This window comes from Bradyrhizobium australiense, from assembly GCF_013114825.1.
Lineage (GTDB): Bacteria > Pseudomonadota > Alphaproteobacteria > Rhizobiales > Xanthobacteraceae > Bradyrhizobium > Bradyrhizobium australiense.
This window is the reverse complement of sequence record NZ_JAAVLX010000001.1, coordinates 58,343-72,671: the sequence shown is the minus strand read 5'-3', so window position 1 is coordinate 72,671 and position 14,329 is coordinate 58,343. Positions and strand designations below refer to the sequence as shown.

The window sequence follows — 14,329 nt, the reverse complement described above, 5'->3', positions numbered from 1 at the left end:
TGAATATTCTGATGATGTGAGGTGCCTCATACGCGCCCCAACCGGTCGCGCTTAAGCTCCATCTGTCATCACGGGGTCGCCTAGCGATTTTGGCGAGGCCACTGTTGCTGCCGCTCATCCGTGCTCGTCGGCAGCTGATAAACGAGAGTGCGATGGCTCATAGGAACCCTTCCTGCGCAAGACACCACGCCGTCGTCGTCGGCGGAGGTCTGGCCGGCCTGCTCGCGGCCCGCGTCCTGGCCGATCACTTCGAGACTGTCACGCTGATCGAGCGCGACGGAGTCGCGACGGAGCCGAAGCCGCGTAAAGGTGTACCGCAAGGCCAACACGTGCATGGCTTGCTCGCAAAGGGCCAAGAGATTTTGTCACAGCTCTTTCCCGACCTGGTCCCCGCACTTCTGGCCGGCGGCGCTGTCCCCGGTGATATGGGCCGCGATTTTCACTGGCATCATTTTGGGGTTTGGAAGGTGCGTTTCGACAGCGGCATCGGCGGCATTCTGTTCACGCGGCCGTACCTGGAATGCCAAATCGCCGAGCGCGTGCGCGGGCGGCCGAATGTGCGCATCCTGGAGGCCGCCGTCGACGGACTTGCCTTCGACCCTGATCGCAAGCGGGTGACCGGCGTCCGAATCCGGCCGCAGGCAGACGATGGCTCGGTCTTGATCGCCGACCTGATCGTCGATGCCAGCGGGCGCGGCTCGCGCACTCCCCACTGGCTCGAGGCCCTCAGTTATGGCAAGCCGGCCGAATCGAGCGTGAAGGTTGACGTTATGTACGCGTCACGGCTCTATCGTCCGGGGCCGGAGAGGACAGATTGGAAAGTCTTGCTGGTCTCGCCCCGCGCTCCGGACAAGAAGTTCGCGGCAGTCTTTCCGGTCGAGGGCAATCGCTGGCTGGTCACGCTCGGCGGCTGTCACGGCGTGTACCCGCCGACCGACGAAGCAGGATATCTGGAGTTTGCACGGACTCTCGCGGTGCCAGATGTCTATCGGGCTCTTGCAACTGCAGAGCCGCTGACGCCGATCGCAACCTACAAATTCCATACCAACATTCGCCGTCACTACGATCGTGTGAAGCCGTTTCCCGAGCGCCTCTTGGTCATGGGAGACGCATTCTGCAGCTTCAATCCGATCTACGGTCAGGGGATGACGGTGAGCGCGCGCGAGGCAATCGTGCTCGACGAAGTCCTGCGGGAGCGAACCGATCTAGATGGTTTGCCCGCGCGCTTTCACGGCAAGGTCGTGGACATCATCGACAGCGCGTGGGGGCCGACTACAGCTGAGGATTTCCGTCATGAGGAGGCTGTGGGGGAACGTCCCCTTGGGATGGCGTTCATTCATTGGTACACCGGCCGGCTTCACGAAAGGTGCGCCCACGACACCTCTCTCGCGCTCGCCTTCTATCGCGTCATGCACATGATCGACCCGCCAGCCGCACTGTTTCGTCCGTCGGTCATCGCGCGCGTGCTGCGCAAGTTCCCGATGCCAGTGGATCGCGTATCAATTCCCGCAAGGGCCGGCGTAAATCGGTGACGTATTCGGGAATGCTAATTCGCCAATGGCAGTTCGACCATTGAAAAGTCGCCAGACACATTCCTCAGCCGTCCCGGGCTATTCGCAAGCGTTCAAAAATGCGCTCGTTGTAGGCCAGCCATTTTGGACTGTTCGCAAGCGATTGCTGCTGCGCTCGAGACTGGGGCAATAATCTTGCTCTGAGTGTTACTGTTCGACAAATACCGCGCCAGGGCATCTCGTGCCTCAGCCACCTGTCCGTTCAGGGCAAGGGCGGACGCAAACAAAAACAACCGGTAGGGATCGCCCCGCGGGGCAGCCGCCATTTGGCGCCGCAGCCATTCAATCGCGTTATCCTCTAGCCTTATAAAAATAGGCTTCGTCCTTTATCTCATAGAAGCCCGGCAAGTAGGGATCGCGCGGGCTGAGGCGAATTGCCTTGTCTGCCACCTCCAATGACCGGTCTGGCCGAGCTAGAAAGTTGTTCGCGATGCCGAGCACCAGGTAACCGTTTGGCCGCAGCGTCATCAGGCCCCGATCTGGTTACGCCGGAAAGGCACTGCATGGCCAGGTCCTGAGCATCCATGTTTCCGAAACGGGTCCGCTTGACCCGCGCAATGTCAACATCGACAAGCTGGATGGACAACACACGTGACAGACGAGTGACATTTTCATCCTGCATATCGAACAGGTCAGCTCTATCTGCGTCGAACTGGTCAGCCCAAAGATGAGCACCGGTTTCGGCGTCAATCAGTTGGGCATTCACCCACACCTTACCTCCGCTGTACTGCATGCTTCCCTCCAGCGCGTAGCGTACATCAAGGTTCTTGCCCACTTGTCTTACATCGACCGATTTTCCCTTGTAGGTAAAAGCCGTGCTGCGCGCGATGACGACGGCGCTTTTGATGCGCGACAATGCAGTCGTGAGTCCCTCTGTAATAACGTCCGGCACATAATCCTGTGCTGGATCGCCGCTCAGGTTCGCAAACGGCAGCACAATAATTGAAAACCGGGGTGCGGCGGCCGACATTTGTGGTGCTTTGCATGATTCAAAGCCAAGCCAAAGCCCGGAAATCGACGTTGACGAGCAAGGCAACGGCGAAGTGGCCGAACAGCGCCTGTACCCACTGGTAAGTCAGCCGAAGACCGTGATGGATCGACAGTTCGAGATCGAGTTTCTCGGCTCTGGCGTGGAAGCATTTGCATTCACGTTCGGCTGAACGCACGGGGCCTGACGGAAAGGCGACTGAGAGTTGCACGATCTAACTACGGCTTCGAAAGCTACCGAGCAGGTTAAAATCCTGGAGGCGCAACCACGGATACCGACATTCGGTCCAAGTTGCGATTTGATCCCTGCTTCCCGAACGCAGTGAACATCTAAGTTATTGATCTTTATTGCCTTTGGCAGGCGCTTCCGTCACGGTCGTTGCACCCAATTCGTTGCAAATTCATTGCGGCGTTCTCGGGAGAACAGTTCTCGCAGCGGTGACGGTGCTTCAAAAGCACGTACCTTGAGTTCGACCGCGCCGTTCGCTGGTCCCAAGCCAGATTTGCTATCGCGGCTACCGCGCCCGAAGCCTGGAGAATCTAGCTTCGCTTCGCAGTCGTATCCTCGCTGGAGCGCCACTCAGAACAAAGCTGCGAACTTTTATGCGATTGAGATTGCGATGCAATTGCTTCCGTCAACCAGATGAGATTCTGCTTCGTTACAAGCCGCTCTCGACCGTAACCCTCTGCACGACGCCGGCAAACTCTTCCACCAGACGAGAAGCCGGCCGTTTTGTGCCTTTCAGCAACCGCGCGACACTTTGCAGGCTAGGTGCGAATGGACGCGTGACGAGATCATTAGATCGCGCACTGAGCAGCCCGAGGCCGTCCAGGATCGCGATGCCGGCACCGGCACGTACCAGCTCGCAGGCGATATTCGACTGCGACGCCTCGACGGCGATGCGCAAGCGTAGATTGGCCTCGGCAAAGGCAATGACAATCGCGGCCCCGATCGACAAATGCGGACCCGGACAGATCACCGGCTCGTCCGCAAGATCGGGCGCGCTCAATGCAGCCTTAGCCGCAAGCCGGTGACCGACCGGCAGCACGCAGCCGAGCTTGGTCGTGCAGAGAATGGTACTTTCAAGGGACGGATCCCCAATCGGGCCGACAGTCAGACCGAGATCAGCTCGCCCTTGGGCGACGCGGGTGACGACCTCCGGCCCCGTCAACGTTTGAATGACAACGGAGACGTTCGGCCGTTCGGCGCGAAAACGTCGGACCGCTTGCGGCACAACGGTGTGACCGAACCCGGTCACGGTCGCAAGCGTCAGGAGCCCCACCTGACCGTCGCGCAGCTCAGCCGCCAACCGCTGGGTGTGCTCGATTGCCGCGAACACGTTCACGACTTCCGCAAAGAGCGTCTGCGCCTCGGTCGTCGGTTTCAGCCGTTTCTTCTCGCGCTCGAACAGCCTGAAACCGAGACGTTCCTCCGCCTGCTGCAGCATACGGCTGACCGCCGGTTGGGAAATGTTCAAGGTAATGGCCGCGTTGGTCACCGAGCCCGATTGCATCACGCATCGGAACACGTCCATCTCCCGTACGCTGATCGCCATTATATAACTCCAGGGCATAAACTATGATCAAATCGGTATTTGAAACTATGTTGTGGGCGGCGGCAACATTCGGTTGAGACGAATAATGGTTGTCCATGTATTTCCTTGACCGACGCCTACCCCGCCCCGTAACGGACGCGCTGCGCGCGACGGTGCTCGAGGATCTGCCTGAACTTGCGCAGATTCATGATGAGGAACTGCGCCACAAGGCGGTCGAGGCTTGGGCCTATGCATTGGCGGAAACGGATTTTCCGCGCGTCACCGCCATTCCCGGAGAGGCGATGCCCGGCGTCTTCGCGCTGAAGCGCGGCAGCCAGGCGGTACATCTGCGCAGCGTGGCCCGAATCTCAATAGCGATCGCAGACGAGTTTGCGCAGGAATTCCCCGAAGCCATTGTTGACCACGACATCGTTCTGGCGGGTGCACTGCTGCACGATGTCGGCAAGGCCTGGGAGTTCGATCCCGCCAACCGCAGACGATGGGAAGCGGACAAGTCGCAGGCCGGTTCGCCCGCACTGCGCCATCCGGTCTACGGCGCCCACGTCTGCATCGCAGTGGGGCTACCCGAAGAAATCGCGCACATCGCACTCGGCCATTCCTACGAGGGCGACCTGATGCAGCGCAGCCTCGAATGCTTGATCGTCCACCGCGCCGATCACATGTGGTGGTCGATTGCAGGCGGTTTCGGCCTGCTCAAGGCGGAAACGGCGGGCCTGCTCGAAAGCAGAAAAATAACGCCGCGTGCCTTGCGGACGGCGAAAGACCGGGAGAGACAGGATGACAACGGCGAGAGGGCTGACGCGGCGGGCTAGCCTTGGCCTGCTCGGCGCGCTCGCAACTCCCTGGCTTGCCCGCGCGCAGGGCGATTATCCCAGCCGGATCATCAAGCTGATCGTGCCCTATGCGGCCGGCGGGAGCAGCGATGTCGTCGCGCGTTTCATCGCAGAGCGTATGCGCGACCGGCTGGGGCAGTCGATCGTCATCGAGAACCGGCCGGGCGCGGGCGCGATCATCGGATCGCAATTCGTCGCAAAGTCGGTACCCGACGGCTACACGCTGCTGCTCGGCGGTGTATCTACCCACGCGGTGAATCCGCATCTGCGCAAGCTCGCACCCTATGACGGGATCAACGACTTCACTTCGCTGGGGTTGATCGGCACCGGACCTCTGGTGGTCTCGGTCAATCCGAGCGTGCCTGTCAACAACCTGCAGGAACTCATCGCCTACGGCAAGGCGAACCCAACCAAGCTCGCCTACGGTTCCGCGACCGGCGTCATTCTGCATCTTGCCGGCGAGTTGCTGAAGAACATGGCGGGCTTCGAGATGCTCCATGTTCCCTATAGCGGCAACGGACCGGCGCTGACCGATGTGCTCGGCGAAAGGCTGCAGGTAATGGTCGACGCCATCGGCAACTCGGCGCCCTACATCGCCGATGGGAAATTGCGACCGTTGGTCGTCCCGTCGCGGCAGCGTACGCCGCTGCTGCCGGACGTGCCGAATTCGGCCGAGGCAGGCCTGCCCAACTATCAGGTCGAAACATGGTTCGCCTTCTACGGTCCGGCAGCGATGCCGGACGAAACCGTCGGCAAGATCAACACCGCACTCAATGCCGTGCTGCAGAAGCCCGACGCGGTGGCTCAGTTCGCCAAGGTCGGCCTCGAGCCGCGGGCTACGAGCCCGGCTCAAGCGGCTGCGCTGCTCAAGGCGGAATCGGACAAGTGGGGAGATGTCATCCGCCGGATCGGGCTGCAGGTGGAATAGGATTCTCGATTGACTGCCAACGCGGCTTTCGACTGCGAGAGGACATGCGTAGCTCGCCACGCGCGCAGGGCTTAGTGCTGAAGAGAGCAACGCGACGAGTCACAAAGGAGCGCAGCCTCTCGAGCTGCACCAAAAAAAGCGGAGGAACGGAACGATGAAAGCATTTGCAAGTGTGAGCGTCGCGGCACTCGCTCTCTGCGCCTCGGCCCATCCGGGCGTGCTGCACGCCGCAACGGAGTCGCTACCTCAGGGGCCGATCGTTGGTGACCAGGATCTGTCGCCGTTCTACCGCTGGACCGGCGCTTTGCCCGAAAAGCCAGGTCTCATGCTCCGCGAAGAGGGGATACCCGATCAGCCTGAGATCGTTGCGGCCGCAACGGCCAGGAGAATCCTGTACACTTCGACAGATGCAAGATGGCGATCCGGCATCATTCCGGTAAGCGGCACGCTTTATCTTCCGAAGCGAGCCGCGCCGCAAGGCGGATGGCCGCTTGTTGCCTGGGCGCACGGCACGCTCGGCGTCTCCGACAGGTGCGCCCCATCCTGGAGCAGGCATCGACCGCGCGACGGCGAGTACATCAACAATTGGCTGGAACAAGGTTTTGCCGTCGTTGCGACTGACTACCAAGGTCTTGGCGGTCCCGGCCCGCATCCTTATCTCAACTGGCAAGCAGAAGGACGCTCGGTGCTCGATGCCGCAAGAGCAGCGCTCGACCATTCGAACGGACAGATCGCCAACGCCATCATCATTACGGGTCAGTCGCAAGGCTCCGGCGCCTCGCTCGGCGCAACGCGTCTCGCGGCTTCCTACGCCCCCGACCTCAACATCAAGGCATCGATCGCAACAGGAGTCGTTTCCCAGTTTCCGGCGGCGGCCAAGAAGTCTTCAAGCGAGCACAGTTTTGCGCGTTCACTTCCGCCGCAAATCACCATTCTCATGATGATCGGCGGTGCTCTTGGGAGCGACGCAATAAGGCCGGACGACCTCGTTACTGAAGGGGGGAAGCCACTGCTGCAGGCCGCCCGAGAGGGATGCAACGCGGAGCTTGCGCAGGTCGTTCGCAGCAACGGCCTGACTTTGGCAAACAGCCTGAAAGATCCAGAGATCGCGGATCGTCTAAGCGCCGCTATAGAAATGAGTCCGGTTCGAATGCCGGTACCGGTCTTTCTCGCCACAGGCCTGGCCGACAAGTCGATCCAACCGCAGCGCCAATATGCCGCGGTTGCAGCACTCTGCGCCGCCGGGAGCCATGTGGTTTGGAAAGCCTATGCCGGCGTGAGCCATAACGGAACGGTCCACGCAGCCTACTCCGACGAGCTTGCATTCGTTCAGGCCGCCCTGGCGGGGAATCCGATGCAGTCCAATTGCGCTTCGATTTCCGATCCGGGACCGCCGGGCGACCCCTTACCCGGTTTCAAATTCAACGATTGATGAGACGCCGGAAAACCACGCGATAGTCTAGTTCGGTCTTGACCCGCGGGCCACGGGTCCGGCTCAAGCCGCCGCGCTGCTCAAGGGAGCAGACCTGGGCAATGGAGAAGCACAATGCGGCCATTTACGCGAAGAACGATCGTCGGCTCGGGGCTGGCAACCGCGCTTTCTGTTTCGCCGTTCCTGCGAACAACCAAGGCGCAGACTTATCCGCAACGACCTGTAAAGATCATCGTTCCGTATGCCGCGGGAGGTGCCTCCGACATTATTGCGCGGCTGATGGCACCGGAATTCGAACGCGACATGGGCCAGCATTTCATTGTGGATAATCGCGGTGGCGGCGCCAGCATGGTCGGCACGCAAGCGGTCGCAACCGCTTCCCCCGACGGCCAGACGATCGGAATTATCGACAGCGCGTTTGTTATTAACCCTGGCCTGTTTCGCACGAAGCTTCCCTACAACACCAAGAAAGACTTTGCGCCGATCTCGCTTTTGGCGACTTCCCCTCTCGTTCTCGTCGTGCATCCCTCTGTGGCCGCCAATAGCCTGCAGGAATTTGTAGCGCTCGCCAAAGCTCAGCCGGGCAAGATCAACTTCGCCTCGGCCGGACTTGGAACCGCCATTCATTTGGCCGGAGAGCAACTGCGACAAGCAGCCGAGATCGATATTTTTCATGTGCCTTATCGAGGCGGCGGGCCGGCCATTACCGATCTGATTGGCGGCCAGGTACAAATGACGTTTGCCACCGTTGCGGCAATCGGACAGCAGGTACGTCAGGGTCTGGTTCGCGCCCTGGCCGTTACAGGAGGCGACCGCGTCGCACAGTTGCCGGACGTCCCCACAATGGCCGAGGCCGGCTTGCCGGCGGTCGACGCCACGCCAATCTTCGGCATCGTCGGGCCGGCCGCGCTGCCGCCTCCAATCATCGACAAGCTTGCCGAGGTTGCCGGCAAGGCCTTCAAAACTGAGGCACTCCGATTCAGGATAACGGAACTCGGCTTTATTTCTGTTGGCAGCTCGCCGTCGGACTTTGCGGCACGCATCGATGACGAGATCGCAAAATGGACCCGCATCGTCGAGAAGGGAAATATTCAGCCGGGCTGACCCCTGCCCTCACGTGGACCCAGTGAGCTGTTATGAAAATTATCGACATTCGTGGTTTCAATCTTAGCTTCCCGCTGGCCGAGCCGATGGGAAACGCACTCAACGTGTTCCGGAAGCGGGACGCATTGCTTATCCAGATACGCACAGATCGCGGCCTTTCCGGCTGGGGAGAGGCAGGCAATTCCCCGCACGCCGCCGGCGCCTTCATCCGCGCCCGGTTGGCCGGACTCATCCTGGGCAAGTCGCCCGCCGAGTATGGCCGCCACTTTCAATCGATGTGCGCCTCCATCGGGTATGATCGGCGCGGCGCGTCGATGATGGCGATATCGGCCATCGACATCGCCTTGCACGATCTTGCTGCGCAAATGCATGGAATCAGCGTAGCGGCGCTGATGGGCGGGGCGGTACGCAACGAGGTGTTTGCTTACGCAAGCGGGCCATTCGTGCGAATGCAGCCCGATCCCTATCGGGAATATCAACGCGAGGTCGATCAGTATCTTTCCCTGAACTTCAAAGCCGTCAAGCCCCGGGGCGGCGTTGAGCCGAGAGCCGATGGCATCATGGCAAACGCGCTTCGCAAGCAGGTAGGCCCTGACATCGGCATCATGGTCGACATCAACCAGGGCTATACCGCAGCAGCCGCCATCCGCGCGGCAAGGTTCATGGAAGAAGCCGACCTGCTCTGGATTGAAGAACCCGTTCAACCGGAGGACATCCCGGGCTATCAATCCTTTGCGCGCGCCGCCAGGGTCGCCACGGCTGGCGGAGAAGCACTCGGAAGCGTGCGTGCCTTTCGTGATTTTCTGGCCGCAGGTACCTTCGATATTCTTCAACCCGATCTTTCGATATGCGGAGGTTACAGCGGCTTTCGGCAAATTTGGGCGCTCGCGCAAGCCTATGATCTGCCCATCATGCCCCATGTGTTTGGCACGGCCGTAAATTTCCACGCCTCGCTTCAAATGTCGGCTGTGCTTGATCCGCGCCGCGGCGGAGCCTGCGCCGCATATCCATTCGTGGAGTACGACATGATGCACAACCCGCTCCTGCGCCTTGCCGGCACACCATCAGTTACCCGGCACGGCATGCTCACGGTACCGGAAGGTCCCGGCGCGGGACTGGACTTGCAGCCCGAACAGCTTGAGCCATGGATCACTGACTCCTGGTCGGAGCATCTTTAGGAAAGATGCACTGCCTCTGGAAGGTATCGCACGGAATGGGTATCGCAAGGGCGGCCACCCCGCCGCCCAAAGTGGACATCAATAACAGTCAGGGGTCGCATGCATTGGTCGAAACCGAGCCAACTCAAGCCCAGATCGGGGCCAAACCGATCTGACTAAATCAACGGGGCAATCGACCGCCCGTCAACGGTGACCATAACTGCAGTTTAGGCGAACCCGGAGCGATAGTACTTGAACGCTCGCATTAACGGCTGGTCCGACAGGCAGAAAAGCTGAGAATCTGACGCCGCCTGGTGGCTGAAGGCTGTCCAGGTGGGTACAACGACCGTGTCGCCTCTTTTCCAGGCGAAAGCTTTCTCGCCCACTCTGGTTTTCCCCAGTTCCTTGCATGACTACAAAAATTCGGTTCGCGGTCGAGCGCTGGCGTCGGGTCAATTGGCCGGAGCCCAGCCTTTCCACCGTGAGACCCATGGTAGGGCATATCGGATGCCTGGAGAGTGATACGAGGACCGTATGTTCCTTCCGGATCGCCGCTGGCGTTGTCGAGTCCTGACGATATTGAATCGCGCAAAAACCGGAATCGTGATGTGGCCGCGACGGAAGCAATCGGTTCGTATTTGTCCGGATGCTCTTCATAGAACATCGGCTCCATCAAATACACCGACGGAATGTCCAGACCGTCCATGGATCGCCGGCGTTAGCCTGGACCCAAGACTGTGTGGGACGCACTCCCTACGACGCACAAAAGCTACCCTGATTTACCGACGGACAGGAAATCTCAGGGCTGTCCAGCTTTGCTTGGCCACACTAAGATCGCAAGCACGGTCAGATATCTGGGCATCGAAGTGGATGATGCCCTGGCAATAGCGGAAGAAGTCGATGTCTGAAATACCCGGGCAGAGCGGACATGCTCTGCCCGACCTCTAACCACCGGTTTGTGCCAAAACCGGATGTACCAACTCTCGCGCTATTCGGCGCTACCGCTTGATCCGTGTCCACGTATTGCCGTCGTGGGCTTCACAAGAAAGAGCTACTCACTCGCGGAGCTTCTCGCTCATGCTGCAGTCACATTGGCGGCGTTAGTCCATCCCGACCGACGCGCCAGGCGCGACCCTGCAATGTTCCATCGGGCTGCTTGGTCGCGATGATGAGGACTTTCGCGCCAGGCTTGAGATCGCTCTTGTCCCCTGGGACGTAAGCGACGATGGGGGCATCGGCGGGGACGAAGACTTTCCTCTCCCCGTCCTTGTATTTCAAGGTCAACGTGCGCCCATCAACAGCAGCAGCGATCTGTTCAACATTCGCGTTCGTCATCGTGCTCTGGGGCCGAAGATCCCACGGATAGTGTCCTTCACCAGATCCGCGCATGGCCTCTGGGAAAATGTGGACTTCGAGTGCGCTCAAGCTGCCGTCGGCCTTGGGCATGGCGGTAACGCCCACGAACGAGCCCTCCTTGATATCGGAAAGCGACGCCTTGACGATGCCGGCGATCTGCGGCTTTTCGGTAAGCGTCACCTTCAGTTCGGCTCCATCGCGTGTCTTAACCACGTAGCCAGCGCTATCGATGACACCTTCGATGGTGCCACGCACGCGGACCGGCGGAGCCTCCTGAGCCCATGCTACGGGCGCCGCCAGCACAGCGGCAAAACCAATCATTCGCAGCGAATACGCTATGGTGCGAGACATCGCTTCCTCCCTGATGATTTGGAGCACTGGTTTGGACAGCTGCCGGAATGACCCTAGACGACCCGGGTCAATTCCATCCTCGCGCGCTAGGGGTTTCGAGGAACTCCGCTGATCCCTGCGGCATTGATAGCTGCCAAGACCTAGATTACCACAGTTGCCCCATGCGGGAACCAGGAAGCGCGGAGAAGCAACCCTCGGCGGGCCAGGCTTGGCAAAGGCGAAAGAGCCGGTTCATCCGCTTGATGTGCTGGTGCCCAGATCAACGCCGTAGTGATGCTTGCGGTGATAGGATTTGGAATATGCGGCCGCTGAGGAGACCAGAGATGTCTCATTCGAGATCATCGGTTCCCGGGATCGACGCCGAACTGCTGGCCAAGGACGTTGCCAAACTCCTGCCCGAGCCAACCCGTCGCGCCTTCCTGCGGGCTGGCGCAGGCGCTGGCGCACTCGCCTTTCTAACAGGATGCGACATCATTGATGGGCCGTCAGTTGAGAATGCGCTACGCATCGTGTCTCGCTTCAATGATCGCGTGCAGGCGTGGCTATTCAACCCGAACCGACTGGCACCGTCCTATCCAGAAGCCGCGATCACACGTCCTTTCCCGTTCAATGCGTATTATCGCGAGGAGAATGCGCCCGATATCGACGAAGACGATTACAAGCTCTTGATCGACGGTTTGGTCGACGACAAACGGCCATGGATGCTCGATCGGCTCTACGCACTGCCCCAGGAGACGCAGATCACCCGCCTCGTCTGCGTCGAGGGCTGGAGTGCAATCGGAAAGTGGACAGGAACGCCGCTGCACGAATTTCTCCGCCGGATTGGAGCCGACACGCGGGCAAAGTACGTGCATTTCACCTGCGCCGAAGGCTATTCGAGCTCCATCGATATGGCCACGGCGCTGCATCCGCAGACGCAGATGACCTTCAAGTACGATGGAGAGGTCCTGCCGCCGAAATACGGCTTTCCGATGCGCCTGCGCATTCCGACCAAGCTCGGCTTCAAAAATCCAAAGCACGTCATCGGGCTTGCCGTGCTCAACAACTACACCGGCGGGTACTGGGAGGATGAAGGTTACAACTGGTTTAGCGGGCTTTAAACCGAAGAGGCCGTCAACGCCTGTGATGGGCAAGCATCGAAGACGAGCCGGCGAGTGAAGCGGCTTCGGTAGGCGCAGTCTTCGCCAACCGTCTGCCGCAGGCCGGCCCAGCTTAATTCACGGCTTCGACGACGTACCGTCGTACTGTCTTCTGCCTTGTCACGCTGGGGCAAGGTCTTTCTGCCCGCGAAAGGGCCAGTTGAGTAGCGAGGCAGCGAGTAACCGTTGCCTTGCATCAGGGTGACCGGCTCAGTCCACGAGCGCCTGATAGACGAGGGCCTTGAACATCTTGCGGTAATAGGCGCGAATTGGGCTCGGGGCCTGTGTCATGTAGACACCGACGATCTCTTCCTGGGGATCGACCCAGAAAAAGGTGCCAGCGTAACCTGCCCACATGAACTCGCCCGCCGAGCCGGGCACACCAGCTACGCCGTCGCCCTGACGCACTGCAAAGCCAAGGCCGAACGTGTAGCCGGGAGTTCCCAGCAGAAGCTCACCCGGCTGGAAGGGCGCCGCTATGCGCATGCCGAGATGGTCTGACGTCATCAGCTTGATGGTCGAGCGGCTCAATAGGCGTACGCCGTCCAGCTCGCCGCCATTCAGGAGCATCTGGCTGAATCGCAAATAGTCCGTGGCGGTCGAAACTGCGCCAGCGCCGCCGGAATCATTCTTCGGCTCTGCCGACACATCAAGGACGCTCGTCTTCAAGCCTGAAGCCAAGTCGACCGGCAGCGGTTGCGCGACGCGCGAGATCTTCGATGACGGCACCCAGAAGCCCGAGTCCACCATTTTGAGCGGCCTGAACAGTCGTTCGTCCAAGAAAACGGCAAGCCGCTTGCCCGACGCTGCCTCAATCACGCGGCCGAGAATATCGACGGCCATGCTGTACTCCCACATCGTGGTTGGCTGGTGAATGAGGGGTATCTTTGCCATGCGGGCGACTTGCTCGGCTGGCGTCATGTCCCGGGAGTCCTACTCGTGCACGCCCGGCTGGGAGAACTTGGCCTCGACGTAGGCTGCCTTTACCGGTTCGTTCTTGGTGATCTCGGCATAGGCGAGACCCGCGCTATGCCGCAGAAGGTCCTGCACGGTGATCGGCTTGGCCGCCGGTACATTCGTGTAAGTGATCTTGCCATCGGCGCCTGTGCTTGCCACGCTCACTTGCATGTCTTTGAAGGCCGGCAGGAATTTGGAGATGGGATCGGTGAGCTGGATGACGCCATCTTCGACCAGCATCATAGCCGCTACCGAGACAAGCGGCTTGGTCATTGAATAGATGCGGAAGATCGAATCGAGCTTCATGGGCGTTTCCGCGCCCTTGTCTTGGAAGCCTATCGCGTCCGAATAGACGATCTTGCCCTTGCGGGCGACCATGACCACCGCACCCGGCAGCTTGCCGTCGGCAATCTCTTTTTTGAGCATTGTGGTGATGCGCCCAAGGCGCTCCACCGACATGCCGACCTGTTCAGGCGTTGCCGTGGCGAGGGGCTGGAGTTCGCGCGCCGAGACTGGCCGCACCGCTGTTGCAGTGACCAGCATCGCGGCCAGCGCCGTCGTCGCCAGTATTTTCCACCTACACATGACGCTCCTCCTGGGACCGCTTTTTACGAGGGCCGAGTTCGCCCGACCCGGCGATGATCTTATCGGACGTCGTCGCCTTGGAATATGCTTCCGGATGAAAATGATCAGGCTCGAATTGCCTGTCGTCGATGTTTCCCACGGCCACGGGGCGCGGCCGCAACCTTGATGTCCGCGGCGGCAATGTCGGGTTTGGGTCAAATTCGGTAGTTGTTGGCGCCAGGACGGGATGTCAGTTTTGCACTCGAGAGCCGACATCATCAGCTCGCCTCGGCAAGTGCGTTTTGGGCCAACAGGCGCCATCACCTCATCTGGGATAGCTGAGCAATGGGCGAAGATGTCTTATGAGAACGCCCGGGTTCTTTAGGGCTCAACG

11 protein-coding genes and 2 pseudogenes are annotated in these 14,329 nt (G+C 60.1%); 9 read left to right on the top strand and 4 right to left on the bottom strand.

Annotated features, from left to right (window positions below; all coding sequences use genetic code 11):
- Positions 1–104: 104 nt before the first annotated feature.
- Positions 105–1,532: an FAD-dependent oxidoreductase gene (locus HCN58_RS00315; RefSeq protein WP_171577402.1), complete on the top strand. Its 1,428-nt coding sequence runs from the start codon at positions 105–107 to the stop codon at positions 1,530–1,532.
- Between the two features lie 370 nt (positions 1,533–1,902).
- Here HCN58_RS00315 and HCN58_RS00310 read toward each other — a convergent pair whose 3' ends face one another.
- Entirely contained in the window at positions 1,903–2,541 is a 639-nt protein-coding gene (locus HCN58_RS00310) for a hypothetical protein (RefSeq protein WP_171577401.1), read from the bottom strand.
- Between the two features lie 10 nt (positions 2,542–2,551).
- Here HCN58_RS00310 and HCN58_RS00305 point away from each other — a divergent pair, with 10 nt between their 5' ends.
- Positions 2,552–2,731, top strand: coding sequence for a hypothetical protein (locus HCN58_RS00305; RefSeq protein WP_210265816.1), 180 nt, complete (start codon positions 2,552–2,554; stop codon positions 2,729–2,731).
- Between the two features lie 486 nt (positions 2,732–3,217).
- On the opposite strand, the gene HCN58_RS00300 is transcribed toward HCN58_RS00305, so the two are convergent.
- On the bottom strand, positions 3,218–4,114 hold the full coding sequence (locus HCN58_RS00300; protein WP_171577400.1) for a LysR substrate-binding domain-containing protein: 897 nt from the start codon (positions 4,112–4,114) through the stop codon (positions 3,218–3,220).
- Positions 4,115–4,209: 95 nt separating this feature from the next.
- Between HCN58_RS00300 and HCN58_RS00295 the strand changes: the two genes are divergently transcribed.
- The 6 genes and pseudogenes from HCN58_RS00295 to HCN58_RS35480 all read left to right on the top strand — a co-directional run.
- Complete coding sequence (locus HCN58_RS00295) at positions 4,210–4,926, top strand: HD domain-containing protein (protein ID WP_235983321.1); 717 nt, start codon at positions 4,210–4,212, stop codon at positions 4,924–4,926.
- Positions 4,892–5,875: a Bug family tripartite tricarboxylate transporter substrate binding protein gene (locus tag HCN58_RS00290; protein ID WP_171577398.1), complete on the top strand. Its 984-nt coding sequence runs from the start codon at positions 4,892–4,894 to the stop codon at positions 5,873–5,875. The genes HCN58_RS00295 and HCN58_RS00290 overlap by 35 nt, the downstream gene beginning before the upstream one ends.
- A 154-nt stretch (positions 5,876–6,029) precedes the next feature.
- Positions 6,030–7,307 (top strand): lipase family protein, encoded by a 1,278-nt coding sequence (locus tag HCN58_RS00285; protein WP_171577397.1) that lies wholly within the window; start codon positions 6,030–6,032, stop codon positions 7,305–7,307.
- 114 nt (positions 7,308–7,421) lie between these two features.
- Entirely contained in the window at positions 7,422–8,411 is a 990-nt protein-coding gene (locus HCN58_RS00280; protein ID WP_171577396.1) for a Bug family tripartite tricarboxylate transporter substrate binding protein, read from the top strand.
- 32 nt (positions 8,412–8,443) lie between these two features.
- Positions 8,444–9,589, top strand: a complete 1,146-nt coding sequence (locus HCN58_RS00275; RefSeq protein WP_171577395.1) for a mandelate racemase/muconate lactonizing enzyme family protein — start codon at positions 8,444–8,446, stop codon at positions 9,587–9,589.
- 684 nt (positions 9,590–10,273) lie between these two features.
- Positions 10,274–10,476 (top strand): annotated as a pseudogene (locus HCN58_RS35480) (tyrosine-type recombinase/integrase); the annotation flags it as partial.
- A gap of 178 nt (positions 10,477–10,654) precedes the next feature.
- Here the strand turns inward: HCN58_RS35480 and HCN58_RS00265 are convergent.
- A complete protein-coding gene (locus HCN58_RS00265) occupies positions 10,655–11,275 on the bottom strand; it encodes a DUF5666 domain-containing protein (protein WP_235983281.1) in 621 nt (206 codons plus the stop codon).
- A 323-nt stretch (positions 11,276–11,598) separates the two neighbouring features.
- On the opposite strand from HCN58_RS00265, the gene HCN58_RS00260 reads away from it, so the two are divergent.
- Positions 11,599–12,375: a molybdopterin-dependent oxidoreductase gene (locus tag HCN58_RS00260; protein WP_171577394.1), complete on the top strand. Its 777-nt coding sequence runs from the start codon at positions 11,599–11,601 to the stop codon at positions 12,373–12,375.
- 249 nt (positions 12,376–12,624) lie between these two features.
- Here the strand turns inward: HCN58_RS00260 and HCN58_RS35475 are convergent.
- Positions 12,625–13,797, bottom strand: a pseudogene (locus HCN58_RS35475) (serine hydrolase domain-containing protein).
- Between the last annotated feature and the right edge of the window lie 532 nt (positions 13,798–14,329).

Coding starts and splice junctions, on each gene's coding strand:
- HCN58_RS00265 (WP_235983281.1), bottom strand. CDS start 11,275: ATGTCTCGCACCATAGCGTATTCGCTGCGAATGATTGGTTTTGCCGCT.
- HCN58_RS00310 (WP_171577401.1), bottom strand. CDS start 2,541: ATGTCGGCCGCCGCACCCCGGTTTTCAATTATTGTGCTGCCGTTTGCG.
- HCN58_RS00290 (WP_171577398.1), top strand. CDS start 4,892: ATGACAACGGCGAGAGGGCTGACGCGGCGGGCTAGCCTTGGCCTGCTC.
- HCN58_RS00300 (WP_171577400.1), bottom strand. CDS start 4,114: ATGGCGATCAGCGTACGGGAGATGGACGTGTTCCGATGCGTGATGCAA.
- HCN58_RS00260 (WP_171577394.1), top strand. CDS start 11,599: ATGTCTCATTCGAGATCATCGGTTCCCGGGATCGACGCCGAACTGCTG.
- HCN58_RS00295 (WP_235983321.1), top strand. CDS start 4,210: ATGTATTTCCTTGACCGACGCCTACCCCGCCCCGTAACGGACGCGCTG.
- HCN58_RS00275 (WP_171577395.1), top strand. CDS start 8,444: ATGAAAATTATCGACATTCGTGGTTTCAATCTTAGCTTCCCGCTGGCC.
- HCN58_RS00280 (WP_171577396.1), top strand. CDS start 7,422: ATGCGGCCATTTACGCGAAGAACGATCGTCGGCTCGGGGCTGGCAACC.
- HCN58_RS00285 (WP_171577397.1), top strand. CDS start 6,030: ATGAAAGCATTTGCAAGTGTGAGCGTCGCGGCACTCGCTCTCTGCGCC.